Genomic DNA, 22,874 nt, shown 5'->3' on the forward strand with positions numbered 1-22,874 from the left:
CGGCATCAGGCGGTCTTGTGCAGCAGGGCGTCGAGCTCCTGCTGCAGGATCACGGGAAAGGCGGCCTGCACCGCCCCGGTGGCCAGCGGCCGTGCTTTCTCGAGCAGCTGCGCGGCGCGGCCGGCATCGAGGGTGTCGCCGGAGAGCAGGCTGTCGGCCAGCGTGCGCAGCCAGCGCCGCGCCACGGTGCGCAGCGTGCGCACCATGGTTTCCTGCATGCCGATGACCGCTTCGAGCGGCATGCCGAGCGCGGCCAGCTGCTCGGCGACCTGGCCCAGCGCCGGGCTCAGCACCTGCACCTGGCCGTCGGGCAGTTCGCGCATGAGGCCCGCGCGGGTGGCGCGGCCGAGCAGGGCGGGCGTCATCTGGCCCTGCCACTTGGTGGCCAGCGCCTGGGCCGACACCACCACGGGCGTTTCTTCGGCGAACAGGCTGCCCGACACCGAGCGGGCCACGGCCAGCAGGTCGGGCCAGGTGGAGGCCGGCGCGCGCGTGAAGATGCGGCGGATCGCCTCGATGCCGAAGCCCTGTTCGCGCAGTTCGCGGATCAGCGCCAGGCGTTGGACGTGGTCGGGGCCGTACAGGCCGAGCCGGCCCTGCAGCCGCGGCGGCGGCAGCAGGCCGCCCGTGGTGTAGGCGCGGATGTTGCGCACCGTGACGCCCGTGCGCGCCGCCAGGGCCTCGATGGAGAGGTCCTGCAAAGCGGTGGAATCGGACGTGGCGGTGGATGCGTTCATGTGACAGTTTCAATGTTACATCGAAAATGTTGCATAAAATCAGCCCGGATCGCGCGGTCCAGGCGGGGCATCCTCAGCCCGGCTTGCGCTGCGCCGGGTCGTAGAAGAACTGTTCTTCGGCGATGCGCTCGCCGTCCCAGCGCTGCCAGGCGATCTCTTCCATGCGCATGCGCCCGCCGCCTTTGAACGTGAACTCGAAGATCCAGTGAATGCCGACGTGGTCGCCGTTCACCAGCACCGGCCGCACGCAGGTCGACGCCACCGACTCGGTGCGTGCGAGCACGGCGCTTTCCTGCGCGACCAGCGTGCTGCGCCCGCGCCGCGGCTCGGCCTGGTTCTCGCGCATGGTGGCGTCTTCGGTGTAGAAATCTTCGATGACCTGCGCATGCGCGCCGCCTTCGACGGCGGCAATGAAGGCTTCGAGCCGGGCGGGCGTGGGCATGTCAGGACTTCACTTTCACTTCGACGCGGCGCGCTTCCGAGGCCGGGCCGTCGGCCTGCGACTGCTCGGGCTTGGCGAGTTCGATCTTGTCTTCGGGCGCGCCCGCCGCCTTAATGGCGTCGCGCACGGCCATGGCGCGCTGCTTGGCCAGCTCGGCGTTCTTGGCGGCGTCGCCGCTGGCGTCGTGGTAGCCGCTCACCAGCACGGTGCTGCCGCTCTGCACGGCCTTGATGACATCGGACAGCGCTTCCTTTGCGTTGGGCGCGACTTCGGCGCTGGCGCTCGCGAAGTAGAACTTCACGATGCCGTTCTCGACCTTCACCGCGGCGGCTTCGGTGGCTCCGACGGCCGCCGAGGCGAGGGTGGCGGCCGGCGTGGCTGCCGGTGCCATCGCGGCGGGTGCGGTGGCTGCAGGCGGCGTCTCGACCTTGGTCGGCACGGCCGCGGCCGCATCACCGGCGTGGAACTTGACCACCAGCGGCACGATCAGCAGCGCCACGATGTTGATGATCTTGATCAGCGGGTTCACCGCCGGGCCGGCCGTGTCCTTGTAGGGGTCGCCCACGGTGTCGCCGGTGACCGCCGCCTTGTGCGCCTCGGAGCCCTTGCCGCCGTGGTGGCCGTCTTCGATGTACTTCTTGGCGTTGTCCCACGCACCGCCGCCCGTGCACATGCTGATGGCGACGAACAGGCCGGTGACGATGGTGCCCATCAGCAGGCCGCCCAGCGCCTTCGGTCCCAGTACCAGGCCGACCAGGATCGGCACCACCACCGGCAGCAGCGAGGGGATCATCATTTCCTTGATGGCCGCGCCGGTCAGCATGCCCACGGCCTTGCCGTACTCGGGCTTGCCGGTGCCTTCCATGATGCCGGGGATCTCGCGGAACTGGCGGCGCACTTCTTCCACCACCGCACCGGCCGCGCGGCCCACGGCCTCCATGGCCATCGCACCGAAGAGGTAGGGGATCAGGCCGCCGATGAACAGGCCCACGATCACCATCGGGTCGCTCAGGTTGAAGCTGATGTTCAGCCCGAAGCTCTCCAGTTTGTGGGTGTAGTCGGCAAAGAGAACCAGCGAGGCCAGGCCGGCCGAGCCGATGGCGTAGCCCTTGGTCACGGCCTTGGTGGTGTTGCCCACCGCGTCCAGCGGGTCGGTGATGTCGCGCACGCTGGCGGGCAGCTCGCTCATCTCGGCAATACCGCCGGCGTTGTCGGTGATGGGGCCGTAGGCGTCCAGCGCCACCACGATGCCGGCCATGCTCAGCATCGACGTGGCCGCCACCGCAATGCCGTACAGGCCAGCCAGCGAGTACGAGGCCAGGATCGCGATGCACACGAAGATCACCGGCCAGGCCGTCGAACGCATCGACACGCCCAGGCCCGCGATGATGTTGGTGCCATGGCCGGTGGTCGACGCTTGCGCGATGTGCTGCACGGGCTTGTACTGCGTGCCCGTGTAGTACTCGGTGACCCACACCAGCGCGGCCGTGAGCGCCAGGCCCACGAAGCAGGCGCCGAACAGCTTCAGCTGGCTGCCGCTGGCGGCAATGGCGTTGTCGGGAATGATCCAGCTGGTCACGAACCAGAACGCGATCAGCGACAGGATGCCCGCCACCGCCAGGCCCTTGTAGAGCGCCGGCATCACGTTGACCATGCCCGGCGACGCCTTCACGAAGAAGCAGCCGATGATCGACGCGATGATCGACACGCCGCCCAGCGCGAGCGGGTACAGCACCGCGTCCAGCGGCGCTGCCGTGACCATCAGCGCGCCCAGCACCATGGTGGCGATGAGCGTCACCGCGTAGGTCTCGAACAGGTCGGCCGCCATGCCGGCGCAGTCGCCGACGTTGTCGCCCACGTTGTCGGCGATCACGGCCGGGTTGCGCGGGTCGTCTTCCGGAATGCCGGCTTCGACCTTGCCCACCAGGTCGGCGCCGACGTCAGCGCCCTTGGTGAAGATGCCGCCGCCCAGGCGCGCGAAGATCGAGATCAGCGAGGAGCCGAAGGCAAAGCCGATCAGCGGATTGAGGATGGCCGCCAGGCTGTGGTCCGCCTTCGGCGCGCTGCCGGCGAGGAACCAGTAGAAGCCCGTCACACCCAGCAGGCCCAGGCCCACCACCAGCATGCCGGTGATGGCGCCGCCGCGAAACGCCACGTCGAGCGCCGGGCCGATGCCCTTGGTCGCGGCCTGTGCCGTGCGCACATTGGCGCGCACCGACACGTTCATGCCGATGAAGCCGCAGGCGCCCGAGAGCACCGCGCCGACCACGAAGCCGACGGCCGTGGTCAGGTCGAGGAAGAGGGCGATGAGCACCGCGAGCACCGCGCCGACCACCGCGATGGTGGTGTATTGCTTGGCGAGGTAGGCCGAGGCGCCGGCCTGGATGGCCGCGGCGATTTCCTGCATCCGGGCGTTGCCCGGGTCCTTGGCGAGAATCCAACTTCGGGCCCAGAAACCGTAGCCCACGGCCACCAGGCCGCAGACGATGGCAAGAATCAGGGGGGTGTTGCCGCTCATGCTTTGCTTCTCCATTCGTTCGTTGTGACTTGTGGAGACGGACAGCCTGGGCCCTGCGCGCAACGCGTACGGGACCATGTTCTCCGCCGCGTTGCTTCCTCGAAGCTCACTGCACCGAAGGTGCGGAGCCGATTGGCCAACGCTTGCAATTTACAGGCAAAAACACACACGCGTGCGACCGGCCCGTGACACGGAAAGTAAACTCCGGGTTTGTCCCCATCCGTCTCATACTTTTCAACTACTCGAAAAACGTCATGTCCTTCGACAAAGTCTCCCCCGGCAAGAACGTCCCCGACGCCTTCAATGTCGTGATCGAAATCCCGATGAACGCCGACCCGATCAAGTACGAAGTCGACAAGGAATCGGGCGCGATCTTCGTGGACCGCTTCATGACGACGGCCATGTACTACCCGGCCAACTACGGCTACGTGCCGCAGACCCTGTCGGGCGACGGCGACCCGGTCGACGTGCTGGTGATCGCCCCGTACCCGCTGCTGCCGGGCGTGGTCGTGCCCTGCCGCCCCCTGGGCATCCTGATGATGGAAGACGAAGCCGGCGTCGACGGCAAGGTGCTGGCCGTGCCCACCGACAAGGTGCTGCCCATTTACAGCCACTGGAAGTCGGTCGACGACGTGAATCCGATGCGCCTGAAGGCCATCAGCCACTTCTTCGAGCACTACAAGGACCTGGAAGCCGGCAAGTGGGTCAAGGTGCTGGGCTGGGAAGGCATCGACGCCGCCAAGAAGGAAGTTCTTGACGGCATCGCCGCGTACAAGAAGTAATTTTTTCTTTCGCTTGAAAGACGGCCTGGATGCTCCGGGCCGTCAGCCCCGGACCGCATCCCCGGCCAGCCGCATCCATTCGCGGTTGACGCCCCGCGCATGCGCGTTCCAGTGGCGCGCCGCCTGCTGCAGCTCGTTCCAATGGCGCTGCGCACCGGCGGTGTCGCCTTGCTGCGCCAGCCATGCGATGTAGCGGGCGCGCGTTTCCACCGTGTTGTAGCTGCTCAGCGCCGCCTCGAAGGCCTCGCGCGCTTCCGGCGTGCGGCCCTCGGCGGCGAGCGCGCGGGCGTTCAGCACGGCAACCTCGTCCTTGCGGTAGTCGTCGCGTGTGGCACGCAGGCTCCGCAGTGCCTGCGAGGCTTCGCGGGCCGAGGCCGGGCTGCCTTCGGCGATCAGCGCACTGGCCAGACCGAACTGCAGCTCGGGGTCGGAAGCGAAGGGGCCTTTCAGCGCGTCGCGGTAGTGCCCGACGGCATCGGCCGCCTGGCCGCGGTCCAGCGCCGCCTTGGCCAGGCGCAGCTTGTTCTGCGCCGTGGGCGCCAGGTCGTAGGCCTCGGCGGCGGCGCGGTATTCGCGCTCGGGGTCGATGAAGCCGATGGCCGCGTTCGCCACCTTGCCCGCGGTGCGCTGCATGCGCGAGGCCGGCAGGTACTCGACCACGAAGTACACGATGCTGCCGAGCAGCGGAAAGCTGAAGAGGATGATGAGCCAGTACATCTGCTTGCCGTGGCGCATGGCATGCACGGCGAAGTACAGCGCGATGAGGATGTGCAGTCCCAGTCCGACGAATGGCATCGGTGCTCCCTGTGTGTTGTGTGTGGTTGTTTGAGTGCCGGGCGGCTTTATAGCAGCCCCCGGCGCTCCCGCGCCGCTCAGGTCGCCTTGAACGGGCTGCGTTCGCCGAGGTGGTCCATGTAGTTCTCGATGCCCGCACCTTCGCGCTCGAGGAAGCGCTCGACGGCATCGGCGAACGACGGGTGCGCGAGCCAGTGAGCGCTGGTGGTGCGCACCGGCATCAGCGCGCGGGCCATCTTGTGCTCGCCCTGCGCGCCGCCTTCGAAGCGCACCGCGTTGTGTGCGATGCACCAGGCGATGGGCTGGTAGTAGCAGGCCTCGAAGTGCAGGCAGTCGACGCGCTCCAGCGCGCCCCAGTAGCGGCCGTAGGCCACCAGCGGCTGGGCTTCGTCGGTGGAGAGCGCGATCAGGCTGGTCGCGATGGGGTGCCCGTCGCGCTCCGCCACGAACAGCAGCCACGCCTCGGGCAACGTGTCGGCCATGCGCTGGAAGAAATCGCGCGTGAGGTAGGGCGGGTTGCCGTGCTCGCGGTAGGTGCGCTCGTAGCAGCGGTAGAAGACATCCCAGTCGGCGGCGGCGATGTCGGTGCCGCGCGACCAGCGGAAGCTGACGCCAGCCTCGGCGACCTTGCGGCGCTCCTGGCGGATCTTCTTGCGCTTGTCGTGCGAGAGGCTGGCGAGGAAGGCGTCGAAGTTGGTGTAGCCGGGTTCGGTTTCGCCGCCGGGCCGCCCCAAGGCGAAACGCGCCCCCTCGGGGGGCGGCGAGGACACGTCAGTGCCGAGCGTGGGGGCCACGTTCGTCCAGTGAAACTGCACCGTATGGCGCCGCATGAGCCCGGCTTCGGTGCACGCGGCGATGTCGGCGTCGGCGCCGAACAGCAGATGCAAAGACGAAAGTTCCTGTTCCTTGCAGACTGCCACCAGCGCCTGCACCAGCAGCGTGCGGCTTGGCGCGTCGCGTGCCAGCAGCCGGGCGCCGGGCACGGGCGTGAAGGGCGCCGCCACCACCGCCTTCGGGTAGTAGGCCAGCCCGTGCTGCTCGTAGGCGTTGGCCCAGGCCCAGTCGAACACGTACTCGCCGTAGGAATGGTCCTTGAGGTAGAGCGCGCAGGCGGCTTCGAGCACCTCGCCGCGCCACAGCGTGATGAACTGCGGCGTCCATCCGCGCTCGGGCGAGGCGCTGCCGCTGTCGTGCATCGCCGCGAGGTATTCGTGGCGCATGAAGGGCGAGGGCTCGGGCTGCGCGGCGAGCAGGGCGTTCCAGGCTTGCGGGTCGATGTCCGACGGCGACGCCAGAACCCGAATGACATAATCGTTCAAGCCTTTTTCTTCCTTCTGTATGACGCTCAAGCTCGCCATCGCGCAACTCAATTTTGTGGTGGGCGACCTCGTCGGCAATGCGCAGAAGATCGTCGGCGCCGCACGCGAGGCCTACGCGCAAGGCGCGCGCCTTCTGCTGACACCCGAACTCTCGATTGCCGGCTATGCGGCGGAGGACCTGTTCCTCCGTCCCGCCTTCACCGAAGCCTGTGATGATGCCGTGAAAGGCATCGCCGCCGCGCTGGCCGACCTCAAAGACATGGTCGTTGTGGTGGGGCATCCCAGCGGCGGCAGTCTGCGCAGCCGATCTGTGGCCGTGCAGCTGCGCCACAACGCGGCCAGCGTCATCAAGGAAGGCCGCATCCTCGAAACCTACGCCAAGCGCGAGCTGCCGAACTACCAGGTGTTCGACGAGCGCCGCTACTTCACGCCGGGGCAGGGCACCTGCGTGTTCGAGGCGGGCGGCGTGTCGGTCGGCCTGCTGATCTGCGAGGACGCCTGGTTCGACGCGCCGGCCGAGCTGGCGCGCGCCGGCGGTGCCGAGGTGCTGGCGGTGATCAACGCCTCGCCGTACCACGTGGGCAAGGAAGGCGAGCGCGTGGCGCGCATGGCCGACCGTGCACGCGCCGTGGGGCTGCCGCTGGTCTACGCGCACCTGGTGGGCGGGCAGGACGAGGTGGTGTTCGACGGCGCCTCGTTCGCGCTGCAGGCCGATGGCGCGCTGGCCGCGCAGGCCGAGAGCTTTCGCGAGCAGCTGGTCTTCATGGAGCTCGCGCGCGGGGCGCAGGGCGGCGTCGCCGTCGTGGCCGACCCGTCGGCCATTGCCGCGCCGCGCGACGCCGAGGCGCAGCTGTGGGACGCCCTGGTGCTCGGCGTGCGCGACTACGTCGGCAAGAACGGTTTTCCGGGCGCGATCCTGGGGCTGTCGGGCGGCATCGACTCGGCGCTGGTGCTCGCGATCGCAGTCGACGCGCTGGGCAAGGGCAAGGTCCGCACGGTGATGATGCCGTCGCCCTACACGGCCGACATCAGCTGGATCGACGCGCGCGACATGGCTGGCCGGCTGGGCGTGCGCTACGACGAAATTTCGATCAAACACACCTTCGAGTCCTTCAAGGCCGCGCTGGCCGGGGAGTTCGCGGGCCGGCCGGAAGACACGGCCGAGGAGAACATCCAGGCCCGCATCCGCGGCACGCTGCTCATGGGGCTGTCGAACAAGTTCGGCGCCATCGTGCTGACCACCGGCAACAAGAGCGAGATGGCCACCGGTTACTGCACGCTCTACGGCGACATGGCGGGCGGTTTCGCGGTCATCAAGGACCTGCTCAAGACCACGGTGTTCGCGCTGGCGCGCTGGCGCAATGCCCATGATCCGTACGGCACCGGGGTGGCACCGATTCCCGAGCGCATCATCACGCGGCCCCCGAGCGCCGAGTTGCGCCCCGACCAGACCGACCAGGACAGCCTGCCGCCCTACGACGTGCTGGACGGCATCCTGGCACGCTACATGCAGGACGATGAAGGCATCGACGAGATCATTGCCGCGGGCTACGACCGCGCGGTGGTCGAGCGGGTTGCGCGGCTCATCAGGATCAACGAATACAAGCGGCGCCAGGCGCCCGTAGGCATCCGGGTCACCCACCGAAGCTTCGGCAAGGATTGGCGTTACCCTATCACCAGCAAGTTCAACGAAACCGCCGGAGCACAAAAACCATGAAGCAGATCACCGCCATCGTCAAACCCTTCAAGCTCGAGGACGTGCGCGAAGCCCTCGCCGAGGTGGGTGTCACCGGCCTCACGGTGACCGAGGTCAAGGGCTTCGGCCGCCAGAAGGGCCACACCGAGCTGTACCGCGGCGCCGAGTACGTGGTCGACTTCCTGCCCAAGATGAAGGTCGAAGTGGTCGTCAACGAGAGCGACGTGGAGCGCTGCATCGAGGCCATCGTGAGCTCGGCGCGCACCGGCAAGATCGGCGACGGCAAGATCTTCGTGACCGAGGTGGAGCGCATCGTGCGCATCCGTACCGGCGAAGAAAACGAAAACGCAGTTTAGAGCTCGCCTCCAGGCTTCGCGCACTTCGTGTCGCTTCGCCAACCCCCTACCGGGGGCAACACCTGCGGCCCGGCAAAGCCGGTTCCGCGGTGTTCGCTGGAAGGGGCTCCAGCGGCCTTTGGGGCTCAGAGGTTTTCTGACAATTTGTCGTCGCGGGGGTGCAGGGGGACTTCGGCGCGCAGCGCGGTCAGCAACTCGGGCACGTCGGTGCCGGTGCGCACCAGGTCCATCTGCCATTCGCCCATGAACCCCTCGCGCACGCTGTGCGCCAGGAAGCTCAGCAGGCCGTCGTAGTAGCCGGCGGTGTTGAGAATGCCGGTCGGCTTGTCGTGGTAGCCGAGCTGGCGCCAGGTCCAGATCTCGAACAGTTCTTCGAAGGTGCCGATGCCGCCCGCCATCGCGAGGAAGGCGTCGGCGCGCTCGCCCATCATGGCCTTGCGCTCGTGCATGGTGTCGACCACGTGCAGCTCGTCGCACAGGGGGTTGGCCAGTTCCTTGTCGACCAGGGCCTTGGGAATGATGCCGACGACGCGGCCGCCGGCCAGGCGGGTGGCCTCGGCCACCGTGCCCATCAGGCCGGTACGGCCACCGCCGTAGACGAGCTGGCCGCCGTGGCTGCCGATCCATTGGCCCACGGCCTGGGCGGCCTGGGAAAACTCGGGGCGCTCGCCGGGGCGCGAGCCGCAATACACGCAAATCGAAAATTCAGGGGTCATCCTGCGATCATGCCGCAGGCGGCGGACCCGTTCATGACACGAAGCGTTGCCACAGGGCCGCGGCCCAGATGCCTCCGCACAGCGTGAGCGACAGCAGGACGGCGGCGCTGCCCATGTCCTTCGCGCGCTTGGAGAGGTCGTGCCATTCGGGGCCGATGCGGTCGATGGCGGCTTCCACCGCCGTGTTGAGCAGCTCCACGATCATCACCAGGACGGCGCTGCCGGCGAGCAGCGCCACCTCGACCCAGCTGCGCCCGAGCCAGAAGGCGGCCGGGATCATCAGCATCGACAGGATGGCTTCCTGGCGGAACGCCGGCTCGCTCCAGCCGGCGCGCAGGCCGTGCAGCGAGATCAGGGTGGCATGCCAGACGCGCTCGAAGCCCTTGCGGGCCTTCTGCGGGTTCACGGCGGGGTCGGGCAGGGCACTCATTGGCGGCTCATCGGCTTGGAGGTGATGAGCCGCGTACCGGCCCAGGCGTCGTGCCAGAACTGGCGCTCGGGGTGAAAACGGGCCAGCAGCGCCCAGATGGCGACCCAGCCGAAGATCAGGACGGTCGACTCGCCGCCCGACAGCTTGAACGGGGCGATGGCGGCCAGCGGCGGCAGGAACCAGACCCAGCTCAGCAGGTAGCGCGCCAGTGCGCGGCCCTGGGTGACGGGGCGGCCGTGGCGGTCGACGATGCGGATGTTCCAGGTCTTCATGGCCAGCGTCTGGCCCTTGGCCCAGAACCAGACGAAGTAGACGCCGAACACCACGAAGAGGAAGGCCTGCAGCAGGTGCCGCCGTTCGTCCATGGCGTCGCGCATCTGGCCCAGCGTGCTGAACAGCCAGCCGGACACGAACACGACCGCGAACAGCAGCATGCCTTCATAGAGCCAGCAGGCCATGCGGCGCCACAGGCCGGGCACCGCGGGAGCGTTGGGGCTGGATGAAGAGGGCGAGGCCGATTGACCGGGTCCCGAGGCCTCGGGAGAACTGGAAACCATCGAAACCTTCGGTCAGGGGGCGGAGGACGAGGCCGCGGGCGCCGTGGCCGCAGACGGCGCGGGCACCTGGGCCTCGGCGGGCACCGGCGGCGGCGTGAGGCTGCTCGGTGCCGACGCCGCCGGAGCGACGACGGTGCTGGCCGGCACGGCGGTGCGTTCCGCGGCGGCAGGTGGCGTCGCCGGCGAACTCACCACGATGGCCGATGGCGGCAGCACGGGCGTGGGGGGCGTGGCCGGCACGATCCGGGGCGTGTGCTGCCCGGGTGGGGTGACGGCCGGCACGGGCACGAGCTTCTGCGAAGAGACCGGACGCACCGGCAGGGCGGCACCCCGCGGCTTGGGCGGGGCGCGTTCGGCGAGCTTGCGCTTTTCTTCTTCGCTCAGCGCCTGGTACTGCTCCCACTTGAGCTTGCGCTCGTCGGCGGGGATGCGCTTGACCTCGGCGAAATTCAGGCGGGCCTGGGCGCGCTGCTGGTTGCTCAGCGCTGCCCATTCGATCATGCGGCTGTGCAGCGTGACCTGGTCGTCGGCGGGCATGTTCGCGTAGTTGCGCGACAGCGCCAGCCATTTGCGCTTTTGCCCGATGTTCAGCGTGTTCCAGTGCGACGCCAGCGGCTTCAGGGCATGCTGCTGCTCGGTGCTCAGGTCGCTCCACAGGGGCTTGGTCGTGGCGACGGCCTTGGGGCTTGATGCGCCATTGGTGGCTGCGGCGTGCGTGGCGGGCTTGGCGGCTTCGGGCAGCGTCTGTGCATCGGCCAGCGTCAGGCCGAAGGCGGCGGCTGCCAGCGCACCCGCCCAAACGACGGCGCCCGCCGGGAGCGGGCGCAACGGAAGCAGGGCTTTCGCACGGGAAACGGAGCGGCGTCGCATTCGGTCGGGCAAGGTGTTCAGTCGGAGGCGCTGTCGGACTTCAGGAATTGGGCGAAGCCGGGATCGGTGTAGGCGGCGGGCGGCAGGTCGCCCGTCAGCAGGGCCGAGTCGACCTCGGCGAGTTCGCTGGCGCGGTCGTCGTCCTGCATCACGCTGATGGTGATCAGGCCGGCCACCAGGGCGATGAGAGGTACCACGGAACCGATGCGGGTCCACCAGCTGCCGCCCAACGTGACCGTGTGGCCCGACTGGACTGCCACGGGCGCCGTGCGCAGCTGCGGCGCCTGCTTGCGCGCGGCCACGGCCTGCGAACGGGCAACGCGCAGACGCTCGCTGATGTCGTGCGGCAACGCTTGATTGCCGTCCGACAGCCGGGCCGCCAGACGTTGGCCGAAGCGGTCTTCTGCAGCGTTGGATTGAGAGGTTGGAACCTTAGTGTTCATAGCGATATTCCCTTGGCCTTGAGCGCCTTGCTCAGAGCGTGGACAGCTCGCGAACAATGGGTTTTGACGCTGCCCTCGGAGCAGCCCATTGCGGCGGCCGTCTCTGCGACGTCCATTTCCTCCCAGTAACGCATCAGGAAAGCCTCGCGTTGACGGCCGGGCAAAGCCGCGATCTGTTCTTCGATTTCGTGAAAGACCTGGCTGCGGCGGGTGGTGTCTTCGGCGCTCTCCGATTCTCTGGAGTCGGTTGGCGAGACGAAGTTCTCCAGCAGGTCGAAATCTTCGCCGTTGTCGGCCGGTTCGAAGTCACTCAGGTTGGAAAAAAGGGCGCGGCGGGTCTTCTGGCGGCGGAACCAGTCGAGCGTGCAGTTCGACAGGATGCGCTGGAACAGCATCGGCAGTTCCTCGGCAGGCTTGTCGCCGTAGTGCTGGGCCAGCTTCATCATGCTGTCCTGCACGATGTCCAAGGCCGCTTCTTCGTCCCGCACGTGATAGACCGAGCGCTTGAAGGCCCGTCGTTCGACGTTTTTCAGGAAGTCGGAGAGTTCGTGTTCAGTAGCCAAATGAGAGGGGGCGGCGGGACGCGCCGCGTGGGGAGGATGTTTGGCGAACGCTCATGTTTTTATGCCGCGGATTATGCCTTTGTGCCAAGACAGGGCACCTGAAGCGAGTCTGAACGCGCCGGTAGTGTCATAATCCGCCTTGCAAGTCAAAAGGCAAACGGGTCACGGTCCGGCGGAACATCAGTCCGCTCATGGCTTTGGCCTCAAGTCCTGGCGCGGCCCCACAAGGGCTGGCAAGGGGCACCCAAGGTTTTTCGTTCCCGAAAAAACACAAAGGTTGATCATGGAAATCTCGAAGGCGGAACTCGCTTCCGCAGCAGCCGCGTCCTCTGGCGCCGGCAACACCACGCAAGAACTCATGGGCGCTGAAGTGCTGGTCAAGGCACTGCAGGCCGAAGGCGTCCAGTACATCTGGGGCTACCCGGGCGGCGCGGTTCTCTACATCTACGACGCGTTCTACAAGCAGGACACCATCCAGCACGTGCTGGTGCGCCACGAACAGGCCGCCGTGCACGCAGCCGACGGCTATGCGCGCGCCACCGGCGAAGTCGGCGTGGCACTGGTCACTTCCGGTCCCGGCCTGACCAATGCGGTCACCGGCATCGCGACGGCGTACATGGACTCGATCCCGATGGTGATCATTTCCGGCCAGGTGCCGACGGCCGCGATCGGCCTGGACGCCTTCCAGGAATGCGACACGGTCGGCATCACGCGTCCCATCGTCAAGCACAACTTCCTCGTCAAGGATCCGAAGGATCTGGCCATGACGATGAAGAAGGCCTTCCACATCGCACGCAGCGGCCGTCCCGGCCCCGTGGTGGTGGACGTGCCGAAGGACGTGTCCTTCAAGAAGATTCCGTACAGCGGCTATCCCGACAAGGTCGAGATGCGCTCGTACAACCCGGTGCGCAAGGGCCACGGCGGGCAGATCCGCAAGGCGCTGCAACTGCTGCTGGCGGCCAAGCGCCCCTACATCTACACCGGCGGCGGCGTGCTCCTGGGCAATGCCACGAACGAGTTGCGCACGCTGGTCGACATGCTGGGGTACCCCGTCACGAACACGCTGATGGGCCTGGGCGCCTATCCGGCGAGCGACCGCAAGTTCCTGGGCATGCTGGGCATGCACGGCACCATCGAAGCCAACAACGCGATGCAGAACTGCGACGTGCTGCTGGCCGTGGGCGCGCGCTTCGACGACCGCGTGATCGGCAACCCGAAGCACTTCGCGCAGAACGAACGCAAGATCATCCACGTCGACATCGACCCGTCGAGCATCTCCAAGCGCGTGAAGGTCGACATTCCGATCGTCGGCGACGTGAAGGACGTGCTCACCGAGCTCATCTCGATGATCCGCGAGAGCACCACCAAGCCCGACGCCGGTGCGCTGGCCGACTGGTGGAAGACCATCGAAAGCTGGCGCTCGCGCGACTGCCTCAAGTACGACCGCGACAACAAGGACGTGATCAAGCCGCAGTTCGTGGTCGAGACCCTTTGGAACATGACCAAGGACGCCGACACGTACATCACGTCGGACGTCGGCCAGCACCAGATGTGGGCCGCCCAGTACTACCGCTTCGACGAGCCGCGCCGCTGGATCAACTCGGGCGGCCTGGGCACCATGGGCGTGGGCATTCCCTACGCCATGGGCATCAAGCTCGCCAAGCCCGATTCGGAAGTGTTCACCATCACCGGCGAAGGCTCGGTGCAGATGTGCATCCAGGAGCTGTCGACCTGCCTGCAGTACAACACGCCGATCAAGATCTGCTCGCTCAACAACCGCTACCTGGGCATGGTGCGCCAGTGGCAGGAGATCGAATACTCCGGCCGCTACAGCCACAGCTACATGGACGCGCTGCCCAACTTCGTGAAGCTCGCCGAGGCCTATGGCCACGTCGGCATGCTGATCGAGCGTCCACAAGACGTGGAGCCGGCGCTGCGCGAGGCGCGCAAGCTCAAGGACCGTACGGTGTTCATGGATTTCCGTACCGACCCCACCGAGAACGTGTTCCCGATGGTCAAGGCCGGCATGGGCATCACCGAGATGCTGCTGGGTTCCGAAGATCTCTGATCCGGAACGTTCGTTCGCTCAACTTTTTACTGACGAATCTATTGCCCGCCAAGCCCATGCATTACCGTGCATGGGGGAGGGCGGCGAAAAGAGGAGTCACGCCAACATGAAACACATCATTGCAGTGCTGCTGGAAAACGAGCCAGGTGCTCTTTCCCGCGTGGTGGGCCTGTTCTCGGCCCGTGGCTACAACATCGAATCGCTGACCGTGGCGCCGACCGAGGACGCAAGCCTCTCGCGCATGACCATCGTCACCAACGGATCGGACGACGTGATCGAGCAGATCACCAAGCACCTGAACCGCCTCATCGAGGTCGTGAAGGTGGTCGACCTGACCGAAGGCGCCTACACCGAGCGCGAGCTCATGATGGTGAAGGTGCGCGCGGTGGGCAAGGAACGCGAGGAAATGATGCGCATGGCGGAAATCTTCCGTGGCCGCATCATCGACGTGACCGACAAGAGCTACACCATCGAGCTGACTGGCGATCACGGCAAGAACGACGCTTTCCTGGAAGCGATCGACCGCGGCGCCATCCTCGAGACGGTGCGCACCGGCGCCAGCGGCATCGGGCGCGGCGAGCGCATCCTGCGGGTCTGACACCATGATTCGGAGCTCAGTCGTTGCCCGTTCGGGCTGAGCTTGTCGAAGCCTCCGCGCAAGCGGGGACTGCATTGAGCCCTTCGACAGGCTCAGGACGAACGGCACAACAACACACTGCAACTCGCATATCTATCTGGAGAACATCATGAAGGTTTATTACGACAAGGACGCGGACCTGAGCCTCATCAAGGGCAAGACGGTTGCCATCATCGGTTACGGCTCGCAAGGTCATGCGCACGCGCAGAACCTGAACGACAGCGGCGTCAAGGTCGTGGTCGGCCTGCGCAAGGGCGGCGCTTCGTGGGACAAGGTCGGCAAGGCCGGCCTGCAGGTCGCTGAAGTCGCTGACGCCGTGAAGTCGGCCGACGTCGTCATGATCCTGCTGCCCGACGAGCAGATCGCCGCCGTCTACAAGAACGACGTGGCCCCGAACATCAAGGAAGGCGCTTCGCTCGTCTTCGCGCACGGCTTCAACGTGCACTACGGTTTCGTGCAGCCGCGCGCCGACCTCGACGTGTGGATGGTCGCTCCCAAGGCTCCGGGTCACACCGTGCGCGGCACGTACACGCAAGGTGGCGGCGTGCCGCACCTGATCGCGGTGCACCAGGACAAGAGCGGCAAGGCGCGTGACCTCGCGCTGAGCTACGCCACCGCCAACGGCGGCGGCAAGGCCGGCATCATCGAGACCAACTTCCGCGAAGAAACCGAGACCGACCTGTTCGGCGAACAAGCGGTTCTGTGCGGCGGCACGGTCGAGCTGATCAAGGCTGGTTTCGAAACGCTGGTGGAAGCCGGCTACGCGCCCGAAATGGCGTACTTCGAATGCCTGCACGAGCTGAAGCTGATCGTCGACCTGATCTACGAAGGCGGCATCGCCAACATGAACTACTCGATCTCGAACAACGCCGAATACGGCGAGTACGTCACGGGCCCGCGCATCGTGACCGACGAGACCAAGAAGGCCATGAAGAAGGTCCTGCAGGACATCCAGACCGGCGAATACGCCAAGAGCTTCGTGCTCGAAGCCGCTGCCGGCCAGCCGGTGCTGATCAGCCGCCGTCGCCTGAACGCTGAGCATCAGATCGAAGTCGTCGGCGAAAAGCTGCGCGCGATGATGCCCTGGATCAAGAAGAACAAGCTGGTCGACCAGACCCGGAACTAAAGCCCCCGGCTTTTCACTCCGCTTCGCTGCGTGTAATTTGCCACCCCCGAGGGGGGAGGCGCGGCTCGCCTTGGGCGGCCCGGCGGCGGCCGCCTCGGCCGCCTTTGAAGCACGCAAATCAGAGGGCCACCCGTCGCGGTGGCCCTTTTGTTTGAAGGGGAGTGCACGGGTCCCCTGAACTACACTGCGAAGCATGCGATTCACAGACCAAGATGCTATCGAATGGATAGCTGACCGGGCAGTTCCCACGAGGGACGGAGGCCAATTCAATGCATGACGACACCGTCCCCGACGACGCGCAGCCGCGCAAGCGTCGCAAGGGCATCTACATCCTGCCGAACCTGTTCACGCTGGCGGCGTTGTTCGGCGGCTTCTACTCGGTCGTGATGGCCATGAACGCGCGCTTCGACCTGGCCGCGCTCGGCGTGTTCGCCGCGATGGTGCTCGACAGCCTCGATGGGCGCGTGGCCCGCATGACCAATACGCAAAGCGCGTTCGGCGAGCAGATGGACTCGCTGTCCGACATGGTGTCGTTCGGCGCCGCGCCCGCGCTCATTGCCTACGAGTGGTCGCTCAAGGGCCTCGGACGCTGGGGCTGGATCGCCGCCTTCGTGTACTGCGCCTGCGCCGCGCTGCGGCTCGCGCGCTTCAACGTCAACACGGGCGTGGTCGACAAGCGCTGGTTCCAGGGCCTGCCGTCCCCGGCGGCCGCGGCATTGGTGGCGGGCTTCATCTGGCTCGTGAACGAATGGGGCAAGCGCGGCGGCGAGGTGCTGTACCTCTCGTGGACGCAGATCACCTGGGTCACCTTCGCCTTCACGCTGTACGCGGGCCTCACCATGGTGACCAACGCGCCGTTCTACAGCTTCAAGGACATCCAGATGAAGAAGAGCGTGCCCTTCGTCGTGATCGTTCTGATTGCGCTGGGCATCGCGGTCATCAACATCCATCCGCCGACGGTGCTGTTCAGCCTCTTCGTGGCCTATGGCCTGAGCGGCTACGTGGTGTACGCGTGGCGCAAGGCCAAGGGCCAGCCGGTGAGCGTGATCAGCACGTCGACCGAAGAGCCCGACGAGCGGGGGCTGCACAACTGAAGAAGCCCCGGGCCTTCACAGGCCCGCGAAGGCTGTGCTACATTCGCAACCCTCATGACCAAGATTTCGCTGCTGGCCCTACTAGCCCTCCCTCACGGGCGGAGACGGTAGCGCACGCGCTAATCCCTCATCACGGCCCGTTCGCACCAGCAACGGGCCGTTTGTCTTTTGGGGTTGCTGGTTGAGTTCCAACCATCACAGAGAAATCGACATGCTCAAGCAACCTCAAGCCAAATACCGCGCATTCGCCCCGATCGGTCTCAAGGACCGCACCTGGCCCGATGCCGTGCTGACCAAGGCCCCGATCTGGCTGTCGACGGACCTGCGCGATGGCAACCAGGCCTTGGTCGAACCCATGGACATCGCGCGCAAGATGCGCATGTTCGAAACCCTCGTGGCCATCGGCTTCAAGGAAATCGAAGTCGGCTTTCCCTCGGCGTCGCAGGTCGAATTCGACTTCGTGCGCAAGCTCATCGAAGAAGACCGCATTCCCGACGACGTGACGATCCAGGTGCTCACGCAGGCGCGCGACCACCTCATCGAACGCACCTTCGAAGCCTTGCAAGGTGCACCGCGCGCCATCGTCCACCTCTACAACGCGGTGGCCCCGGTGATGCGCCGCGTGGTGCTCGGCATGGACGAAGACCAGATCGTCGAACTCGCGAGCAGCCACGCCCGCATGTTCAACGACTTCGCCGCAAAGCAGCCGAACACGAAGTGGACCTTCCAGTACTCGCCCGAAATGTTCTCGGGCACCGACGTGGTCTTCTCCAAGCGCGTGGTCGATGCGGTCACCGAAGTCTGGGCGCCGACGCCTGAGCGCAAGTGCATCGTCAACCTGCCCACCACGGTCGAGCATTCCACGCCGAACATCTTCGCTGACATGATCGAGTGGATGCACCGCAACCTCGCGCGCCGCGACTCGATCGTGCTGTGCGTGCACCCGCACAACGACCGCGGCACCGGCACGGCGGCCGGCGAACTGGCTTTGATGGCGGGTGCAGAGCGCATCGAAGGCTGCCTCTTCGGCAACGGCGAGCGCACCGGCAACCTCGACCTCGTGAACGTCGCGCTCAACCTCTACACGCAAGGCGTCTCGCCCGAACTCGACTTCTCGAACATCGACGAGATCCGCGCCACGGTCGAGCACTGCAACCAGATTCCCGTGCACCCGCGCCATCCGTACGTCGGTGACCTCGTCTACACCTCGTTCTCGGGCTCGCACCAGGACGCGATCAAGAAGGCGTTCGCCGCGCGCAAGGACGGCGACATCTGGGACATTCCGTACCTCCCCATCGATCCGAAGGACGTGGGCCGAAGCTACGAAGCCGTGATCCGCGTGAACAGCCAGTCGGGCAAGGGCGGCATGGCCTACCTGCTCGAGAGCGAGTACGGCCTCGAGATGCCGCGCCGCCTGCAGATGGAATTCATGCAGGTCGTGCAGCGCGTGATGGACGTGGGCGGCAAGGAACTCACCGCCGCCGACCTCTGGCAGATCTTCGTGAACGAATACGGCATCGAGACCGCCAAGGCCTTGCAGCACCGCGTGATCCAGGAAGAAGGCGAGGGCGCCGAGGCCACGGTGGTGCTGCGTGGCGACCTGCCGTGGGACGGTGAAACGCGCGCCATCGAAGGCCGCGGCAACGGCCCGATCGACGCCTTCACGCAGGCACTGAGCCAGGCCACCGGCCACACGGTGCGCGTCATGGACTACCACCAGCACGCCATCGGTGCGGGCGCCGACGCCAAGTCGGTGGCCTACCTCGAGCTGCGCGTCGACGAGTCGCAGACGCTGTTCGGCGTCGGCATCGACGCGAACGTGATCTCGGCCTCGCTGAAGGCGATCGTATCGGGGGTGCAGCGGGCCAGGGGCCGGGGCGCGCGCAGCGCACAATCGGTGGCTGAAGTCGCCTGACGCACCGGCACCAGCCGCACGCGCAAGGTGGGAACGAACCAAGGAGATCCACGATGACCGACCAACTCATTATTTTCGACACCACCTTGCGCGACGGCGAGCAGTCGCCCGGCGCCTCGATGACGCGCGACGAAAAATTGCGTATCGCCAAGCTGCTGGAGCGCCTCAAGGTCGACGTCATCGAAGCCGGCTTTCCGGCCAGTTCGAACGGCGACTTCGAGGCCGTGAAGGCCATTGCCAACGCGATCAAGGACTCGACGGTGTGCGGCCTGTCGCGTGCCAACGACCGCGACATTGCGCGCGCAGCCGAGGCCCTGAAGGGCGCGGCGCGCGGGCGCATCCACACCTTCATCGCGACCTCGCCGCTGCACATGGAAAAGAAGCTGCGCATGTCGCCCGACGAGGTGCATGAGCAGGCCAAGCTGGCCGTGCGCTTCGCGCGCAACCAGATCGCCGACGTCGAGTTCAGCCCCGAAGACGGCTACCGCAGCGACCCCGACTTTCTGTGCCGCGTGCTCGAAACCGTGATCAACGAGGGCGCGACCACCATCAACGTGCCCGACACCGTCGGCTACGCCATCCCCGAGCTGTACGGCAATTTCATCAAGATGCTGCGCGAGCGCATTCCCAACAGCGACAAGGCGATCTGGTCGGTGCATTGCCACAACGACCTGGGCATGGCCGTGGCGAACTCGCTGGCCGGTGTGAAGATCGGCGGCGCGCGCCAGGTCGAGTGCACGATCAACGGCCTGGGCGAGCGCGCGGGCAACTGTTCGCTCGAAGAAGTGGTCATGGCCGTGAAGACGCGCAGGGACTACTTCGGTCTCGATCTGAACATCGACACCCAGCACATCGTGGCCGCCAGCCGCATGGTCAGCCAGACCACCGGCTTCGTGGTGCAGCCCAACAAGGCCGTGGTGGGCGCCAACGCGTTCGCACACGCCTCGGGCATCCACCAGGACGGCGTGCTCAAGGCGCGCGACACCTACGAGATCATGCGCGCCGAAGACGTGGGCTGGACCGCCAACAAGATCGTGCTGGGCAAGCTCAGCGGTCGCAACGCCTTCAAGCAGCGCCTGCAGGACCTGGGCGTGACGATGGAAAGCGAAACCGAGGTCAACGCCGCGTTCGCGCGTTTCAAGGAGCTGGCCGACCGCAAGTCCGAAATTTTCGACGAGGACATCCTGGCACTGGTCAGCGCGGAAGAGCTGTCGCACGTTGGTGAACAGTTTGCTTTCGTTTCTCTCTCCCAGCACAGCGAAACCGGCGAGCGGCCCCAGGCCAAGATCGTGTTCACGATCCAGGGCAAGGAAGTCACCAGCGAATCCGACGGCAACGGGCCGGTCGATGCGTCCCTCAAGGCCATCGAGGCCCATGTCAAGAGCGGCGCCGAGATGGTTCTTTACTCTGTAAACGCCATCAGCGGCTCGACGGAAAGCCAGGGAGAAGTTACAGTCCGGTTACAAAACGCAGGGCGGGTGGTCAACGGTGTGGGTGCAGACCCCGACATCGTGGTCGCTTCGGCAAAGGCTTATTTGAGTGCGCTCAACAAGTTACAGAGCCAAGCTGAGAGAGTGGCGGCACAAGGTTAGGTTTTGAGGCGTTCCTTGGTATTCGAATGAAGAAGGGGATGCAAGTAACTGATATTGCGTGCCTTTTTTGATTTCGATACACTGCGGTCCTCGTTTGTTGCCGCTGGAGATTTATTGATGCCTGAAACCCGTCTACGTCGAGTTTCCATCCAGCGGTTCCTACCCGCCTTCAAGTTCCTCGCCGTGGCGCTGTGCGCCTCGGCGCTTTTGCTGCCTGGCGCCCAGGCTGCGAAGAAGGAAAAACCCGCTGCCGCCAAGTCCGCCGTCGCCAAGAAGGCGAAGGCCCCCGCAGAAACGAAGCAGCGCAATGCGTCTGCTTCCAAGGTGGCACGGGGCGGTCGCGCTGAGCAGGCCGACAAGGTCGTGCGCGGCGGCCGCAACGTCGTGGCCACCATCCACAAGAAGAACGGCAAGACGGTCGTCGCCGTGCAGCGCCGCTCGGTGGTGCGCGTCGAGACGCCAGCCCGCCAGTCCTTTGGCCAGATGGCCGGCCTGCACAGCACCGACGACGCGCTCGATCTGAAGTCGAGCGTCGCCCTGGTGATCGACCAGGACACCCACGAAGTGCTGTTCAGCAAGAACGACCACGCCGTGCTGCCGATCGCTTCGCTCACCAAGCTCATGACCGGCCTGCTGATCAGCGAGGCCCACCTGCCGAACGACGAGCTCATCACCATCACGCAAGACGACGTCGACACCGAAAAGGGCAGCCGTTCGCGCCTGACCGTCGGCACCACGCTGTCGCGCGGCGAGCTGCTGCACCTGGCGCTGATGTCCAGCGAGAACCGTGCCGCGCACGCACTGGGCCGCACCTACCCGGGCGGTCTCACGACCTTCGTGAGCATCATGAACGCCAAGGCCCGCATGCTCGGCATGAAGGACACGCGCTACGTGGAGCCCACGGGCCTGTCCAGCCGCAACCAGTCGAGCGCGCAAGACCTGGCGCTGCTGGTCAACGCAGCCTATTCCGACGCCACGGTGCGTTCGCTGTCCACGTCGCCGGAATACCAGGTCGAGGTCGGCAACCGCGTGCTGCAGTTCAACACCACCAACCGCCTCGTGAAGAGCCCTGAGTGGGACATCGGCCTGCAGAAGACCGGCTACATCTCTGAAGCCGGCCAGTGCCTCGTGATGCAGGCCAAGGTGGCCGGGCGCAAGCTGATCATGGTGTTCCTGGATTCGGCCGGCAAGTTCAGCCGCATCGCCGACGCCGAGCGGGTTCGCCGCTGGGTCGAGGCCACGCACGCTGTCTCCGGTCCGCGCGGCTTCCAGGTCGCTGGCTAACCTGAGCGGAGAGGCCGTTCAGCGGCCTGCCTGCAGCCCTCGTGGAGGGCTAACCGGCTGACTCGCCGGGAAGACCAGAGAAGAAAGAGTCGAAAGCAAACGGGCGCTCAGGCGCCCGTTGTCACGTTCGCGCCCGACGCAGGCGTTGCGGCCACGCCGTCCTTGAAGCCCAGCGCGCCCGAGATTTCGTTGGCGGTCGCCTGCAGCTTGGGCAGCCAGCCTTCGTCGAGGCGATCCGCCGGGGCCGAGATCGACAGGCCCGCCACCAGCTTGCCCTGGTCGTCGTAGATGCCGGCGGCCATGCACCGCACGCCCAGTTCCAGTTCTTCGTTGTCGCGCGCGATGCCGTACTGGCGCGCCTTCGACAGCTCGCGCTCGAGCGCGGGCAGCTGGGTAATGCTGTTGCGGGTGTGGCCGGCCAGGCCGGTGCGCGTGGCGTAGCTGCGCACGCGCTGCGGATCGTCGGCGGCCAGGAACAGCTTGCCAGTCGAAGTCAGGTGCAGGGCGGCGCGGCCGCCGATGGCGCGCACCACCTGCATGCCCGAGCGCTCGCTGTAGGCGCGCTCGATGTACACGATCTCGTCGCCCTGGCGCATGCTGAGGTTGACCGGCTGCTGCGTGAGCTTGTGCAGCTCGCGCATCGGGCCCAGTGCCGCGTCGCGCACATTCAGGCGGCCCTTGACCAGGTTGCCCAGCTCCAGCAGGCGCATGCCGAGGCGGTAGCTGCCGGCTTCGGGGCGGTCGACGAAACGGCCGACCGCGAGGTCATTGAGGATGCGGTGCGTGGTCGACGGGTGCAGCCCCGTCTTTTCGCTGATTTCCTTCAGCGAGATCGCTTCTTCGCGCGAGGCCAGGACGTCGATCAGCGAGAACATGCGCTCGATGACCTGGATGACGGGAGTGGCGGGAACGTCGGATAGGTTTTTTCTCATGG

22 protein-coding genes are annotated in these 22,874 nt (G+C 66.2%); 10 read left to right on the plus strand and 12 right to left on the minus strand.

Features of this window, described 5'->3' with window-relative positions; genetic code table 11:
• Nucleotides 1-5 precede the first annotated feature (5 nt).
• The 3 genes from FFI97_RS04840 to FFI97_RS04850 form a co-directional block, all read right to left on the minus strand.
• The gene (locus FFI97_RS04840) at nt 6-737 is read right to left on the minus strand and encodes a MerR family transcriptional regulator (protein ID WP_139704107.1); all 732 of its coding nucleotides are present in this window, start codon (nt 735-737) and stop codon (nt 6-8) included.
• A 73-nt stretch (nt 738-810) separates the two neighbouring features.
• Nucleotides 811-1,179, minus strand: a complete 369-nt coding sequence (locus FFI97_RS04845; RefSeq protein ID WP_062481424.1) for a nuclear transport factor 2 family protein — start codon at nt 1,177-1,179, stop codon at nt 811-813.
• A 1-nt stretch (nt 1,180) separates the two neighbouring features.
• Nucleotides 1,181-3,697: a sodium-translocating pyrophosphatase gene (locus FFI97_RS04850; protein ID WP_139704109.1), complete on the minus strand. Its 2,517-nt coding sequence runs from the start codon at nt 3,695-3,697 to the stop codon at nt 1,181-1,183.
• Nucleotides 3,698-3,951: 254 nt separating this feature from the next.
• Between FFI97_RS04850 and ppa the strand changes: the two genes are divergently transcribed.
• Nucleotides 3,952-4,479 (plus strand): inorganic diphosphatase, encoded by a 528-nt coding sequence (gene ppa / locus FFI97_RS04855; RefSeq protein WP_007834256.1) that lies wholly within the window; start codon nt 3,952-3,954, stop codon nt 4,477-4,479.
• 42 nt (nt 4,480-4,521) lie between these two features.
• Here ppa and FFI97_RS04860 read toward each other — a convergent pair whose 3' ends face one another.
• Together FFI97_RS04860 and FFI97_RS04865 are read right to left on the minus strand one after the other, a co-directional pair.
• Entirely contained in the window at nt 4,522-5,274 is a 753-nt protein-coding gene (locus FFI97_RS04860) for a hypothetical protein (RefSeq protein ID WP_070060922.1), read from the minus strand.
• Between the two features lie 77 nt (nt 5,275-5,351).
• Nucleotides 5,352-6,593, minus strand: a complete 1,242-nt coding sequence (locus tag FFI97_RS04865; protein WP_139704112.1) for a GNAT family N-acetyltransferase — start codon at nt 6,591-6,593, stop codon at nt 5,352-5,354.
• A 19-nt stretch (nt 6,594-6,612) separates the two neighbouring features.
• Here FFI97_RS04865 and FFI97_RS04870 point away from each other — a divergent pair, with 19 nt between their 5' ends.
• Together FFI97_RS04870 and FFI97_RS04875 are read left to right on the plus strand one after the other, a co-directional pair.
• On the plus strand, nt 6,613-8,310 hold the full coding sequence (locus FFI97_RS04870; RefSeq protein WP_139704114.1) for an NAD+ synthase: 1,698 nt from the start codon (nt 6,613-6,615) through the stop codon (nt 8,308-8,310).
• Complete coding sequence (locus FFI97_RS04875; RefSeq protein WP_056580191.1) at nt 8,307-8,645, plus strand: P-II family nitrogen regulator; 339 nt, start codon at nt 8,307-8,309, stop codon at nt 8,643-8,645. The genes FFI97_RS04870 and FFI97_RS04875 overlap by 4 nt, the downstream gene beginning before the upstream one ends.
• A gap of 125 nt (nt 8,646-8,770) precedes the next feature.
• Here the strand turns inward: FFI97_RS04875 and FFI97_RS04880 are convergent, their stop codons facing one another.
• Genes FFI97_RS04880 through FFI97_RS04905 form a run of 6 tightly spaced genes read right to left on the minus strand, consistent with a single transcriptional unit; the run spans nt 8,771 to nt 12,224 of the window.
• Nucleotides 8,771-9,361, minus strand: a complete 591-nt coding sequence (locus tag FFI97_RS04880) for a TIGR00730 family Rossman fold protein (protein ID WP_139704118.1) — start codon at nt 9,359-9,361, stop codon at nt 8,771-8,773.
• A gap of 31 nt (nt 9,362-9,392) precedes the next feature.
• On the minus strand, nt 9,393-9,791 hold the full coding sequence (locus tag FFI97_RS04885) for a diacylglycerol kinase (RefSeq protein WP_119552011.1): 399 nt from the start codon (nt 9,789-9,791) through the stop codon (nt 9,393-9,395).
• The gene (locus FFI97_RS04890; protein WP_139704120.1) at nt 9,788-10,348 is read right to left on the minus strand and encodes an RDD family protein; all 561 of its coding nucleotides are present in this window, start codon (nt 10,346-10,348) and stop codon (nt 9,788-9,790) included. The genes FFI97_RS04885 and FFI97_RS04890 overlap by 4 nt, the downstream gene beginning before the upstream one ends.
• A gap of 12 nt (nt 10,349-10,360) precedes the next feature.
• On the minus strand, nt 10,361-11,176 hold the full coding sequence (locus tag FFI97_RS04895) for a DUF3106 domain-containing protein (protein ID WP_260684902.1): 816 nt from the start codon (nt 11,174-11,176) through the stop codon (nt 10,361-10,363).
• Nucleotides 11,177-11,235: 59 nt separating this feature from the next.
• On the minus strand, nt 11,236-11,661 hold the full coding sequence (locus FFI97_RS04900) for a DUF3619 family protein (RefSeq protein ID WP_139704124.1): 426 nt from the start codon (nt 11,659-11,661) through the stop codon (nt 11,236-11,238).
• Nucleotides 11,658-12,224 (minus strand): RNA polymerase sigma factor, encoded by a 567-nt coding sequence (locus FFI97_RS04905; protein ID WP_062478063.1) that lies wholly within the window; start codon nt 12,222-12,224, stop codon nt 11,658-11,660. The genes FFI97_RS04900 and FFI97_RS04905 overlap by 4 nt, the downstream gene beginning before the upstream one ends.
• A gap of 283 nt (nt 12,225-12,507) precedes the next feature.
• On the opposite strand from FFI97_RS04905, the gene FFI97_RS04910 reads away from it, so the two are divergent.
• The 7 genes from FFI97_RS04910 to FFI97_RS04940 all read left to right on the plus strand — a co-directional run bounded on the left by FFI97_RS04910 (nt 12,508) and on the right by FFI97_RS04940 (nt 21,940).
• Entirely contained in the window at nt 12,508-14,292 is a 1,785-nt protein-coding gene (locus FFI97_RS04910; RefSeq protein ID WP_062478065.1) for an acetolactate synthase 3 catalytic subunit, read from the plus strand.
• Between the two features lie 106 nt (nt 14,293-14,398).
• Nucleotides 14,399-14,890 (plus strand): acetolactate synthase small subunit, encoded by a 492-nt coding sequence (gene ilvN / locus FFI97_RS04915; RefSeq protein WP_062478068.1) that lies wholly within the window; start codon nt 14,399-14,401, stop codon nt 14,888-14,890.
• 148 nt (nt 14,891-15,038) lie between these two features.
• Nucleotides 15,039-16,055, plus strand: a complete 1,017-nt coding sequence (gene ilvC / locus FFI97_RS04920; protein ID WP_062478069.1) for a ketol-acid reductoisomerase — start codon at nt 15,039-15,041, stop codon at nt 16,053-16,055.
• A 269-nt stretch (nt 16,056-16,324) separates the two neighbouring features.
• Nucleotides 16,325-17,149 (plus strand): CDP-diacylglycerol--serine O-phosphatidyltransferase, encoded by an 825-nt coding sequence (gene pssA / locus FFI97_RS04925; protein WP_062478071.1) that lies wholly within the window; start codon nt 16,325-16,327, stop codon nt 17,147-17,149.
• 211 nt (nt 17,150-17,360) lie between these two features.
• Complete coding sequence (gene leuA, locus FFI97_RS04930) at nt 17,361-19,064, plus strand: 2-isopropylmalate synthase (RefSeq protein WP_139704127.1); 1,704 nt, start codon at nt 17,361-17,363, stop codon at nt 19,062-19,064.
• Between the two features lie 53 nt (nt 19,065-19,117).
• Nucleotides 19,118-20,656 carry a 2-isopropylmalate synthase gene (locus tag FFI97_RS04935; RefSeq protein ID WP_062478075.1) on the plus strand — a complete coding sequence of 513 codons (1,539 nt, stop codon included), beginning with the start codon at nt 19,118-19,120 and terminating at the stop codon, nt 20,654-20,656.
• A 117-nt stretch (nt 20,657-20,773) separates the two neighbouring features.
• A complete protein-coding gene (locus FFI97_RS04940) occupies nt 20,774-21,940 on the plus strand; it encodes a serine hydrolase (protein ID WP_139704130.1) in 1,167 nt (388 codons plus the stop codon).
• 107 nt (nt 21,941-22,047) lie between these two features.
• Here FFI97_RS04940 and FFI97_RS04945 read toward each other — a convergent pair whose 3' ends face one another.
• On the minus strand, nt 22,048-22,872 hold the full coding sequence (locus FFI97_RS04945) for an IclR family transcriptional regulator (protein ID WP_062478081.1): 825 nt from the start codon (nt 22,870-22,872) through the stop codon (nt 22,048-22,050).
• Nucleotides 22,873-22,874: the final 2 nt, after the last annotated feature.

The sequence above is a fragment of the Variovorax sp. KBS0712 genome, from assembly GCF_006323185.2.
Taxonomy (GTDB): domain Bacteria; phylum Pseudomonadota; class Gammaproteobacteria; order Burkholderiales; family Burkholderiaceae_C; genus Variovorax; species Variovorax boronicumulans.